This is a genomic window from Acidimicrobiia bacterium, assembly GCA_035651955.1.
Taxonomy (GTDB): Bacteria; Actinomycetota; Acidimicrobiia; order IMCC26256; family JAMXLJ01; genus JAMXLJ01.
In genome coordinates this window covers 23,842-35,049 of the sequence record DASRES010000038.1, presented here as the reverse complement: position 1 = coordinate 35,049, position 11,208 = coordinate 23,842, and the positions used below count along the sequence as shown (strand labels likewise).

11 protein-coding genes are annotated in these 11,208 nt (G+C 73.0%); 3 read left to right on the top strand and 8 right to left on the bottom strand.

From position 1 onward, the window contains the following. Positions 1 to 69: 69 nt before the first annotated feature. The 6 genes from VFC33_08560 to VFC33_08535 form a co-directional block, all read right to left on the bottom strand. On the bottom strand, positions 70 to 813 hold the full coding sequence (locus tag VFC33_08560) for an SDR family oxidoreductase (protein ID HZR13288.1): 744 nt from the start codon (positions 811 to 813) through the stop codon (positions 70 to 72). Between the two features lie 82 nt (positions 814 to 895). Then, on the bottom strand, positions 896 to 1,675 hold the full coding sequence (locus tag VFC33_08555) for an XdhC/CoxI family protein (protein HZR13287.1): 780 nt from the start codon (positions 1,673 to 1,675) through the stop codon (positions 896 to 898). Positions 1,676 to 1,678: 3 nt separating this feature from the next. Further along, a complete protein-coding gene (locus VFC33_08550; protein HZR13286.1) occupies positions 1,679 to 1,996 on the bottom strand; it encodes an XdhC family protein in 318 nt (105 codons plus the stop codon). Continuing rightward, a complete protein-coding gene (locus VFC33_08545; protein ID HZR13285.1) occupies positions 1,993 to 3,120 on the bottom strand; it encodes a VWA domain-containing protein in 1,128 nt (375 codons plus the stop codon). Before VFC33_08545 ends, VFC33_08550 begins: the two co-directional genes overlap by 4 nt. Then, the gene (locus VFC33_08540; GenBank protein HZR13284.1) at positions 3,113 to 4,000 is read right to left on the bottom strand and encodes a MoxR family ATPase; all 888 of its coding nucleotides are present in this window, start codon (positions 3,998 to 4,000) and stop codon (positions 3,113 to 3,115) included. Before VFC33_08540 ends, VFC33_08545 begins: the two co-directional genes overlap by 8 nt. Before the next feature lie 29 nt (positions 4,001 to 4,029). Beyond that, on the bottom strand, positions 4,030 to 5,574 hold the full coding sequence (locus VFC33_08535) for a gamma-glutamyltransferase family protein (GenBank protein HZR13283.1): 1,545 nt from the start codon (positions 5,572 to 5,574) through the stop codon (positions 4,030 to 4,032). A gap of 74 nt (positions 5,575 to 5,648) precedes the next feature. Here VFC33_08535 and VFC33_08530 point away from each other — a divergent pair, with 74 nt between their 5' ends. Next, positions 5,649 to 5,972, top strand: a complete 324-nt coding sequence (locus VFC33_08530) for an STAS domain-containing protein (protein HZR13282.1) — start codon at positions 5,649 to 5,651, stop codon at positions 5,970 to 5,972. On the opposite strand, the gene VFC33_08525 is transcribed toward VFC33_08530, so the two are convergent. Continuing rightward, positions 5,956 to 6,312 carry an STAS domain-containing protein gene (locus VFC33_08525; GenBank protein ID HZR13281.1) on the bottom strand — a complete coding sequence of 119 codons (357 nt, stop codon included), beginning with the start codon at positions 6,310 to 6,312 and terminating at the stop codon, positions 5,956 to 5,958. The two genes, VFC33_08530 and VFC33_08525, sit on opposite strands and share 17 nt — an antisense overlap. Before the next feature lie 276 nt (positions 6,313 to 6,588). On the opposite strand from VFC33_08525, the gene VFC33_08520 reads away from it, so the two are divergent. Continuing rightward, entirely contained in the window at positions 6,589 to 7,374 is a 786-nt protein-coding gene (locus VFC33_08520; GenBank protein ID HZR13280.1) for an ABC transporter ATP-binding protein, read from the top strand. Next, the gene (locus VFC33_08515; GenBank protein ID HZR13279.1) at positions 7,371 to 8,171 is read left to right on the top strand and encodes an ABC transporter permease; all 801 of its coding nucleotides are present in this window, start codon (positions 7,371 to 7,373) and stop codon (positions 8,169 to 8,171) included. Before VFC33_08520 ends, VFC33_08515 begins: the two co-directional genes overlap by 4 nt. On the opposite strand, the gene VFC33_08510 is transcribed toward VFC33_08515, so the two are convergent. Beyond that, complete coding sequence (locus VFC33_08510) at positions 8,155 to 11,085, bottom strand: PAS domain S-box protein (protein ID HZR13278.1); 2,931 nt, start codon at positions 11,083 to 11,085, stop codon at positions 8,155 to 8,157. The genes VFC33_08515 and VFC33_08510 overlap by 17 nt on opposite strands. Between the last annotated feature and the right edge of the window lie 123 nt (positions 11,086 to 11,208).

The window sequence follows — 11,208 nt, the reverse complement described above, 5'->3', positions numbered from 1 at the left end:
CAGAACCCGCGTTGGTACACAAGTCGCGCCCCTGACCGCGACTTGTGTACCAACCGGCCGTTGGGGGCGTCAGAGCAGGCCTGCGTAGGCGCCGCCGTCCACGGGGATCGCCGCGCCCGTCACGTAGCGGGCGGACTCCGAGCAGAGGAACGTGGCGACGGCCGCGAGGTCCTCGGGACGTCCGATCTCGCCGGCGGGCACGCCGTCCGCGAGGCGCGACGGGTCGTCGTGCAGCGACGTGACCCGATCGGTCGCGTGGAACCCGGGTTGGAGCGAGTTCACGGTGACACCCTCGGACGCGACCTCGCGCGCGAGCGTCTTCAGGAAGCCGGTGACGCCCGCACGCGCCGTGTTCGACAGGATGAGGTTCGCGATGGGCTGCCGCACCGCGATCGAGGTGATCGCGACGACCCGTCCCCAGCCGCGCTGACGCATCCCGGGCACGGCCTCCGTGCACATCGCGATCGTCGAGAGGCAGTTGAGCTCGAACGCGGGCTCGTACTGGTCGAGCGCGACCGACGAGAAGTCACCCGGGGGCGGACCGCCCGCGTTCGTGACGAGGATGTCGACCCCGCCGAGCGCGTCGCGGGCGTCGCGCACGAACCCACGCGCGCCGTCGGCGTGCGCGACGTCGGCGACGATCGGGATCGCGTCGTGGCCGACGTCGCGCGCGGCCTGCTCGATCCGCTCGCGCGTGCGGCTGCACATCGCGACCGCCACGCCTTCCTCCGCCAGGGCGCGTGCCACCGCGAGACCGAGCCCCGACGACGCCGCCGCGACCGCGGCCCTACGACCTGCGATCCCGAGGTTCATGCGTTCGTGCTCCTTCCCCGAGCGTTCTGTGAAGCGTCAGCCACACAGTGTGTGCTTGACGCTTCACAGAACGGACCGGTTGTCAATGAATCGGGCCGGTGCGGTCCCGGAGCGACGGGACCGTTCGCCCCGTACGCGTCGCGATGATCTCCGCGCAGATCGACATCGCGGTCTCCTCGGGGGTGCGGGCACCGATGTCGACGCCGATCGGCGCGTGGATGCGCGCCAGTCCCTCGTCGTCGACACCCGCTTCGTGCAGTCGCGCGACCCGCTTCTCGTGCGTGCGCCGGGAGCCCATCGCGCCCAGGTATCCGACGTCGGTCGCGAGCGCGGCCACGATCGCGGGCACGTCGAACTTCGTGTCGTGGGTCAGGACGCACACGGCGTCGCGTGGGCCGAGGTCCTCCCCCACCTTCGCGAGGTACCGGTCCGGCCAGTCGTTCACGACCTCGTCGGCCATCGGGAACCGCTGACGTGTCGCGAACACGGCGCGCGCGTCGCAGACCGTGACGCGGTAGCCGAGGAGCTTGCCGGCCTTCGCGAGCGCCGCCGTGAAGTCGACCGCGCCGAAGATGATCATGCGCGGTGGGGGCGCGAACGACTCGACGAACACGGACACGTCCCGCTCGCGCGCCTCGCCGTGCCGCCCGTAGTGCCGCGTCGACGTGAGCCCGGCCGCGAGCTCACCGAGCGCGTCGCGCGCGACCACACGGTCGAGGTCCGGGTCGCCGAGCGTCCCCGACACCGCACGCTGGGGGCCGACGAGCAGCTTCGCCCCGGGTTCGGGCCCCTCGACGACGGTCACGAGCGCGACCGGCTCCTCGGCCCGGATGGCGTCGCGCAGCTCCTCGTAGATCGACACCGGCTACCAGTCGAGCGGCTCGACGAACACGTGCACCGTGCCGCCGCACGTCAGGCCGACCGCGAACGCCTCGTCGTCGGAGTACCCGAACGTCACGACGCCCCGCGGCTTCTCGCCGGCGAGGACCGCGAGCGCCTCCTGCACGACCGCACCCTCGACGCATCCGCCCGAGACGGACCCCGCGACCTCGCCGTCCTCGCTCACCACCATCGTCGCACCGGGATCGCGCGGGCCCGAGCCCTCCACCCCGACGACGCGCGCGACCGCGACACGCCGTCCGGCCGCGCGCCACCGTTCGATGTCGTCGAGCACTTCCTTCATCGTCTCGTCACCACCTTCGCCAGAGCTTCCAGCGACGCGAGCGAGTGGCCCTCGACGAACTCGTCGACGTACGGGAGCGCGGCTGCCATCCCCCGCGCGAGCGGCGCATACCCGGGCGTCGCCTTCAACGGGTTCACCCACACGACGCGGTGCGCGACGCGCGCGAGCCGCGCCATCTGCTCGGCGAGCACGTCGGGGTCGCCCCGGTCCCACCCGTCGGAGAGCACGACGACGACCGCGCCGCGCGCCATGCCGGCGACACCCCAGCGGTCGTTGAACTCGCGCAACCCGTCGCCGAGCCGCGTCCCGCCCGACCAGTCGACGACGCGACGCGCCGCCGCCGCGATCGCGGCGTCGGCATCGTGCGACGACAGCTCCCGCGTCACGCGCGTCAGACGGGTGCCGAGCGCGAACGCCTCGACGCGCGTGCGGCCAACGACCGCGGCGTGGAGGAAGCGCACCAACGACCGCGCGTACGGCTCCATCGACCCGCTGACGTCGCACAGCAGCACGATCCGCCGGGGCCGCTCGCCCGGTTCGGTGAACGACCGCCGGAGCGGCTCGCCGCCCGTCCGCAGCGCGCGGCGCACGGTGCGGCGCACGTCCGGACGCCCGCGCGCCCGCGACGTCGGACGCAGCCGGCGCGACCGGCGGAGCGCGCCGGCCAGGCGCAGGTCGCTCATCAGGCGCCGCGCCTCGGCGTGCTCCTCGGGTGTGTACGCGGCGAAGTCGCGATGACGGAGCACCTCCGCGCGGCTCCACCGGACGCTCAGCAGGGGCCCGTCGGGCTCGTCGTGGTCGACCGTCGCGCCGTCAGGGGCGGACCCGTCGTCGGGCGCGTCGTGCGCGAGCGTCAGGGAGACCCGTTCCACGGGCGCGCTGCCGGCACGCGCGCCCCGACCGGCCCAGAACGCGTCGAAGGCGGCGTCGAACGCACCGACGTCCTCCGGGCGGTGGACGAGCGTTGCGCGCGCCGCCCAGTACAGCCGCTCGCGCGACGCGAACCCGACGCGCGCGGCGGCCTCCGCGAACGTCACCGTCGCACCGACCGCGACGTCCAGGCCTTCCGCGCGCAGCAGACGCGAGAACGCGACGACGGCGCGATCCGCGCTCGGCTCAGCCATGCTGCGCGGCGGCCGCCTGGAGGATCGCGGGGAGCCCGTGCTCGGCGACGCGCTCCTGGTCCTCCCGGTACTTCAGGATCGTCCCGAGGGTGGTGCGCACGGCCTCCTCGTCGAGGACCCGATGGCCGAGCGCGGCAAGAGCTTCCGCCCAGTCGATCGTCTCCGCGACACCGGGCGGCTTGTACAGCTCGAGGTCACGCAACACCGCGACCGCCGCCGCCACCTGCGCGGCGAGCTGCTCCGGCACCCCGGGCGCGCGCACCCGGAGGATCGCGAGCTCCCGCTCGAAGCTCGGGTGCGCGATCCAGTGATAGAGGCACCGTCGCTTCAACGCGTCGTGCACGTCGCGCGTCCGGTTCGACGTCAGCACGACGATCGGGGGGATGTCGGTGCGGAACGTGCCGAGCTCGGGGACCGTCACCTCGAAGTCCGACAGGATCTCGAGCAGGAACGCCTCGAACTCGTCGTCGGCGCGGTCGACCTCGTCGACGAGCAGCACGGGTGGGACGTCGCCGTGGTGGTCGATCGCCTGCAGCAGCGGACGCCGCACGAGGAACCGCTCGGAGTACACCTCGTCCTCGACGACCTCGTGGCCGCCCGCCTCCATCGCCCGCAGGTGCAGCAGCTGGCGCGCGTAGTCCCACTCGTAGACGGCCTGCGCGACGTCGATCCCCTCGTAGCACTGCAGGCGCAGCAGCCGGCCGCCCGTCCAGCGTGCGATCGCCTTCGCGACCTCGGTCTTGCCGACGCCGGCGTCGCCCTCCAGCAGCAGGGGTCGCGGGAGCGTCATGGCGAGGAACACCGCCGTCGCGAGCCCTTCGTCGGCCAGGTAGCGGTTCGCCTCGAGCCCGCGCGTCACGTCGTCGACGGTCGAGATCATCACGACGATCGTACCTGCGGGCCGCGCTGCTACAGGCCGAGCGCGGCGCCCTCGGCGCGCGGATCGGTCCCGACGGCGTAGCCGCCGGCCGTCGGCGCGATCGCGTGTGCGTGCCCCATCCGCGAGTCGAGCGCCTTCGTGCGGTCGACGGCGTGCCCGCGGGTCTCGAGGCCGCGCAACACGTCGTCCGCGAACCCGGTCTCGGCGAGCACGTGCCAGCGCACGGGGTCGACCTGCCAGCGGGGCGCGTCGAGCGCGCACTGCACGTCGGCACCGTCGTCGACGACGTGCGCGAGGAGCTGCGCGTGCACCTGCGCCTGCGCGTCGCCGCCCATCGAGCCGAACACGAGCCACGGCTCGCTCTCTCGCAGCGCGAGCGCCGGGATGAGCGTGTGCATCGGCCGCTTGGACGGCGCGAGCGCGTTGGCGTGCGCGTCGTCGAGCGTGAACGACGATCCGCGGTTGTTGAGGTTGATGCCCCACTCGGAGACGTGGATGCCGGACCCGAACGCCAGGAAGTTCGACTGGATGAGGCTCACCATCAATCCGTCGCGGTCGGCCGCGCAGAGGTACGCCGTCCCGCCGCGCTGGGCGTGCGCCGACGCGGGCACGTGCGCGCGCTCCATGTCGATGGCGTCACGGCGCGACGCGATCCACGCGTCGTCGAGAAGCGACTCGGGTGCGCGCGTCATCCACTGCGGGTCGGTGACGAACTCCTCACGGTCGGCGAGCGCCGCCTTGCACGCCTCGATCAACAGGTGCTGGCGCTCCACGCCGTCGGCAGGGAGCGTGAACCCGTCGAGCACGCGCAGGATCTCGAGCGCGGTCACACCTTGCGTCGGGGGTGGGAGCTCGCACACCTCGACGTCGCGGTACGCCGCGCGCAACGCCTCGGTCCACTCCCCCGCGTGCGCGGCGAGGTCGCGCGCGGTGAGCGCACCGCCGGCCCGGTGCACGGCGTCCTCGATCGCGTCGGCGATCGGACCGCGGTAGTAGGCGTCGGGCCCGTGCTCGGCGAGCGCCTCGATCGTCCGGGCGAGCGCGGGTTGGCGCAGCACGACGTCTGCGCGCGCGTCGCCGTACACGGCCTGCCAGTCCGGGTACTCCGTGTAGAGCGCGCGCGACCCCTCGAAGAGCTCGGACGCCTTGGCGGTCACCGAGAACCCGTCGCGCGCGAGCCGCAGCGCGTCCGTCGCGACGTCGCCGAACGATCGCGTGCCCCAGCGCTCGAGCAGCTCGAACCAGCCCGCGATCGCGCCGGGGACGGTGACCGTGTGCGGACCGATCCACGGCATGTCGGTTCCGCCCGTCGCCGCGCGGACGTGGTCGATCGACGTCGCGCTCGCGGAGCGGCCGCTGCCGAGGTACCCGTGGACGCGGCCGTCCCACACGATCGCGAACACGTCGCCGCCGTAGCCGCAGAAGTACGGCGCGACGACGCCGAGCGCGAGGTTGGCGGCGAGCACCGCGTCCATCGCGTTGCCGCCGCGCGCGAACGCTGCGAGCCCGGCCGCCGACGCGAGATAGTGCGGCGACGCGACCGCGCACTCGGGGAACCGCCGGGCCTCACGCACGGCGGGAACGCTAGTTGTGCAGGTCAGGTGGCGCGCACGTTCCGCGGAGCGGCCCTCATGGCATGCTGACCGTCATGGATCCCGACGCGGCGGCGTTCACGATGTCCGCGCGCGGCGAGCGGGACGTCGTGTTGGAGCTCGCCGGCGAGCTCGACGTCGTGGGCGCGTCGACGCTCGCGGAGGAGATCGAGGCGATCCTGGCGCACGGCCCCGACCGGCTCGTCGTGGACCTCGCCGAGCTCGACTTCGTCGACTCCGCCGGCCTCGCGACGCTCGTCCACGGGCACAACGCGGCGGAGGCGGCCGGCACCGAGTTCGTCCTCGCGTCGCCGACCCGTCAGTGCAGCGAGCTGCTCGAGATCACCAGCCTGCGCACCGTCTTCAAGATCGTGAATTGAGGGACGCGAGCGCCGCGTCGACGGTCTCGTGGATGTCGACGACCTGGTCGAGGTTCGTGAGCGACGCGACGCGCCGCACGAGCGCGTCGGAGGGGATGACGGCGCGGACTCGCTCGCCACTCCGGGCGAACCGCTCGGCCATGTCGAACAGCAGCCGCACGCCCGTGCTGTCGATGTAGCCGGCGCCGGTCAGATCGAGCACGAGCGAGTCGACGTCGTCGCCGAGCGCCGCGACCAGGCGGGCGCGCACCGTCGCCACGTTGGACAGGTCGACGTCACCCGAGAGCGTCGCGAGGAGCGTCGAGCCCCGGTGCTCCGTCCGGACGTCGGGCGCCCTCACGGTGCGAACTCCGCGGGGTGCTCGCCACGCATCCGCGGCCGCACGCCGCGGGATCGGGCGCAGGTTGCGATCACGTCGGCTCTCCTCGAGTCTCAACGAGAGGCTTCTCACCGCGAGGCTTGTCACCGAGAGCATCCCCCGCCAACCCGCGCCCGCCTGGCGACGACGCTCGAAGCCCGAGACGTTACCCCAGCCGCGACGCGGCACCCGGCGTCGCCGGCGTGTCGCGCACGAAATCGGTTCCGTCCCGTGCACGCCGTCTGCGACACTCCGCAGGTGAGCGAGCATTCCGGCGTGCAGGACGGTCACGCGCCCGGTGGCGCCGAGTCCGTCGTCCTGCGCGCCCGCGGTCTCACGAAGCAGTACCGGCGGGTCCGGGCCGTCGACGGCGTGGACCTGACCGTCGGCGTCGGCGAGCGCGTCGCGCTGCTCGGACCGAACGGCGCCGGGAAGACCACGACGCTGCTCATGCTGCTCGGCGTCGTCACGCCCGACGACGGCTTCGTGGAGATCGCCGGTCACCGGCTGCCACGCGAGCGCAGCCGAGCCGCGGAGCGGGTCGGGTTCGCGGCGGGCTACCTGCCGCTCCCCGAGCGGCTCCGAGTGCGCGAGTTCCTCCACATGTTCGGGCGGCTCTACGGGATCGCCGATCCCGAGCCCCAGATCACGCTGGGCCTCGAGCGCTTCGGCGTGACGCACCTCGCGACCGCGATGGGCAACGAGCTGTCGTCGGGACAGCGCACCCTCATCGGGATCATCAAGGCCACGTTGCACCGGCCGCGGTTGCTGATCCTCGACGAGCCGACCGCGTCGCTCGACCCCGACGTCGCGCTGCGCGTCCGCACGGGGCTCGCCGAGCTGTGCGCGGCCGATCACACCGCGTTGCTCGTCACGAGTCACGACATGGTCGAGGTGTCGCGGCTGTGCGAACGGGTCGTGTTCATCTCGTCCGGCCGCGTCGTCGCGGACGGCACGCCCGACGCCGTGGCGGCCAGCTTCGGTCGCGACGACCTCGAGGGCGTGTTCCTGCACCTTGCCGAGGAGCGGGAGCGGGTGACGTGATCACGAAGACCCGATGGCTGCGCGTGTCCGCCGTCGCGCGCCGTCACGCCTACGTGCTGCAACGCGCGCCGCAACGCTGGTTCGACGTCGTGTTCTGGCCCGTCGTCGACGCGCTGCTCTTCGGCTCGCTCGGCGTCTACTTCTCGCGCCAGTCGAGCGCGGGGGCGGCCGGCGTCGCGTACCTCCTCGCCGGCATCCTCCTGTTCCACGTCGTGTTCCAGGCCGAGATCAGCCTCTCGACGGGCTTCATGGAGGAGACGTGGTCGCGGAACCTGCTCAACCTCCTCGTCACACCGCTGACGGAGGTCGAGTACGTGGCCGGCGTCGTCCTCTTCGGTCTGGTCAAGCTCGCGCTCGGTGTCGGGACCGTCGCGCTCGCGGCGTGGGCGCTGTTCGCGTTCGACGTGACGACCCTCGGGTTGGCGCTCGTGCCGCTGGTCGCGATCCTGCTCGTCGTCGGCTGGTCGGTCGGTCTGATCGTGATCTCGCTGATCCTGCGGGTCGGCCAGGGCGCGGAGATCCTCGCGTGGGGCCTGCTCGCGATGGTGATGCCGCTGTCGGGGATCTTCTATCCGGTCAGCGCGCTGCCGGGCGCCATCCAACCCATCTCGCGCGCGCTTCCCACGACGCACGTGTTCGCCGCCGCGCACGAGGTCGTCGCCGGGCACTCGTTGCCGTGGAGCCAGGTGGGCTGGGGCGCGTTCGGCGCGGTCGTGCTCGCGATCGCGTCGACGTTCCTGCTCGTGCACATGCTCGCCGTGTTCCGGCGGCGCGGCTACATCAGCCGGCACACCTGACCGCGACGCGACGGCGCATCTCGACACGGGTGCCGTCGTCGCTCGTCTCGATCTCGACCTGCTCGGTGAGCGCGCGCATGAGCATCAGCCCGCGGCCGTAGCCGTCGCGGCGCTCGACACGCCAGTGACCGCGGTCGGTGACCGTGCACACCACGACGTCGTCCTCGAGGTGGACGTCGACCCCGAACTCGCCGTCGCCGAGCCCGTACGCGTGCGCGATCGCGTTGCCCGCCGCCTCGGTCACCGCGAGGTTGAGGTCGAAGACCGTCTCGGCGTCGACGCCTCGCCGTGTCAGCCACCCCGCGAGCCGCGACCGCAGGACGCGCAGCTGCCGGGGGTCGGTCGGGAGGGTGAGCGACAGCCGCTCGTTCTCGGGGGCGGGACGGAACGCGAGCACCGCGACGTCGTCCGCTCCCCCGCCGGGCCCGACCAGCTCCGCGACGACGTGGTCGACCAGGGCCTCGAGATCGCGGGGACCGTCGCGGAACGTTTCGTGCAGCCGGGCGAAGCCGACATCGAGCGACTCGCGTCGCCGCTCGACGAGCCCGTCCGTGTACAGCAACACGGTCGCGCCGGGCGAGAGCGTCTCGGTGCACTGCACGAACGTGTGCACGGCGTCCGCGGCGAGCGGCGTGCCGCGCGCGCCCTCGAGCGCCCGTACCTCGCCGCTCGCCTCGCGCACCAGCGCGGGCGGGTGTCCCGCGCTCGCGTAGTGCGCGGTGGTCGTCGCGGGGTCGTAGACCATCACGAACAGCGTCGACATGCTGCCGTCGGCCGCGGCCGAGAAGAACGCGTTGAGGCGCGTCAGGACCTCCGACGGCTCGAGCTCCGCGAGCGCGCAGAATTGGAGTGCCGCACGCGCGCGGCCCATCACCGCCGCGGCCCGCACGCCGTGACCGACGACGTCCCCGATGGCGAAGAGCACACGGCCGTCGGAGAGCGCGAGCACGTCGTACCAGTCACCGCCGACGCTGACTCCCGCCGTCGCGGGCAGGTAGCGCGCGGCGAGGTCGACCTCGGGAACGTCGGGAAGATGCTCGGGCAGGAGGCTCCGCTGCAGCGTCTCCGCGACGTGTCGTTCGCGCTCGAGCTGCAGCGCGCTCTCGACCGCGGGTCCGAACCGGCGCGCGATCTCCTCGGCGAGCGCGAGGTCGTCCTCCGTGTAGCGGCGTGACGGGTCGGACGTCGCGAACGCGATCGCGCCGATCGGGCCCTCCTCGCCGGGGAGCGGGACGGACACCACCGACTTCAGGTCGAACGCGCGCACGAGCTCGCGCTCGTGCTCGTCGCCGAACACGAAGTCGAGCATCCCCGGTTGGATGTGCTCGAGGAGCAGCGGCTCCAGGGTGACGGCTTCCTCGACCGCGGGAACGTCGTCGAGCACGAATGGGCGCCAGTCGCCGACGGCGTCGATCAACGCCTGCTTCACCGGGTCGGCGTGGGCGAGCGCGACGAGGCGGACGCTGCCGTCGGGATCGCGCGTGATGACCGCGCACATGTCGGCGAACACCGGCAGCAGCACGCCCGCCATGGCCTGCAGGCGCGCGCGCACGTCGCGCTCGACGGTGAGGATGTTGCCGAGCTGCGCGAGGAGCTCGAGCCGGCTGCGCGCCGCCTGCTCCCGTCGCGCGAGGTCCTCGCGCTCGGTCTCGGCCCGCACGCGATCGGAGATGTCGCGCATGAACGCGGTGAAGACCGGCTCCGGTCCGGCGTCGATGCGCGCGATCGTCAGCTCGACCGGGAGCTCGGCGCCGTCGCGCCGCACTGCCCGCGTCTCCACCCGGCGACCGAGCATCGACCGGTACCCGGTCGCGAGGTGCCGCGCGAAGCCGCGCACGTGGTGCTCGCGGAGATCCGGCGGGACGACGAGCTCGTGCATCGGCGTGCCGATCGCCTCGTCGCGCGTCCACCCGAACGTCGACTGCGCCGCCGGGTTCCACTCGATCACGCGACCGTCACGGTCGATCGACACGATGGCGTCGAGCGCGGCTTCGAACATCGCGGCGCGCCGGGCCTCGGTCGTTCGGGCGGCGTCTTCGGCACGGCGACGATCGAGGAACTGACCGAGCTGGCTCGCGAGCGCGACCGTCGTCGCGACGAGGTCCTCGTCGACGGGCTGCGTCGTGGTGCCGAAGAGCTCGAGCACCCCGAGCACGTCGTCGCGACCCGCGACGGGGACGGCTAGCGCGCGATGCAGCCCCGCGCCCGCCGCAGCCCGCGCACGAGGGAAGTTGGCGTCGCATGTCACGTCCTCGATCCACGCCGGCTCGCCGTCGGCCCAGACGCGTCCGGGAAGACCCTCGCCGCGCGCGAGGCACGTCGCGAGTGTCTCCTTCGCGAACGTCGGGTCGACGTCGTCGGCGGCCGACACCGCGACGCATCGGAGGACGTCGCCGTCCGCCGCGCCCTCCCACAACGCGCCGAGCGACCACTCGAGCTCGTCGCGCAGGAGCTCGACGATGCGGCCGCTCGCCTCGTCCAGGTCGCCTGCCGTCGCGAGCACACGCGTCATCTCGTGCTGCGCGACGAGGCGCCGGGTGGCGCGCCACCGCTCGGTCACGTCGGTCGCGACCGAGACGACACCCGTCAGCCGGCCGTCGTCGTCGAACACGCCCGAGTCGATGGCGTGCACGACCGCGACGGTCCCGTCCGCCCGTCGCAGCCGGAAGTCGCCCTCCCACGGCTCGCGGGCCTGGAGGCGGTGCCCGATCTCACGGCGCAGGTCCGGGTCGATCGCCTCGAGCGTGAACGCGGTCGACGAGCTCCCGACGAGCTCGGCGCGCGCGAGCCCGAACAGCTCGGCCGCGTGACGGTTGCAGTCGACGACCGTGCCGGTGAGATCCATCACGAGGACGGCGAGCTGCACGTGGTCGAGCACGGCGCGGTCGAGGACCGAGCGGGCCCCGTCCGTCACCGGTTCGATCGGCGGCACGTCGTGCAGCGAGGGCTCCTCGTTCCCGGCCAGGTCCCCGGTCGGGCTCCCGACCGGTCCCCTCGGCGTTCCCGGTGCGGCGCCGGGCGCTCGCGATCCTGGGCG

What these genes read in the sequence shown, in the direction of transcription:
- VFC33_08530 (HZR13282.1), top strand. Translation starts at nt 5,649, where the DNA reads ATGGATCCCGACGCGGCGGCGTTCACGATGTCCGCGCGCGGCGAGCGG.
- VFC33_08550 (HZR13286.1), bottom strand. Translation starts at nt 1,996, where the DNA reads ATGAAGGAAGTGCTCGACGACATCGAACGGTGGCGCGCGGCCGGACGG.
- VFC33_08560 (HZR13288.1), bottom strand. Translation starts at nt 813, where the DNA reads ATGAACCTCGGGATCGCAGGTCGTAGGGCCGCGGTCGCGGCGGCGTCG.
- VFC33_08545 (HZR13285.1), bottom strand. Translation starts at nt 3,120, where the DNA reads ATGGCTGAGCCGAGCGCGGATCGCGCCGTCGTCGCGTTCTCGCGTCTG.
- VFC33_08540 (HZR13284.1), bottom strand. Translation starts at nt 4,000, where the DNA reads ATGATCTCGACCGTCGACGACGTGACGCGCGGGCTCGAGGCGAACCGC.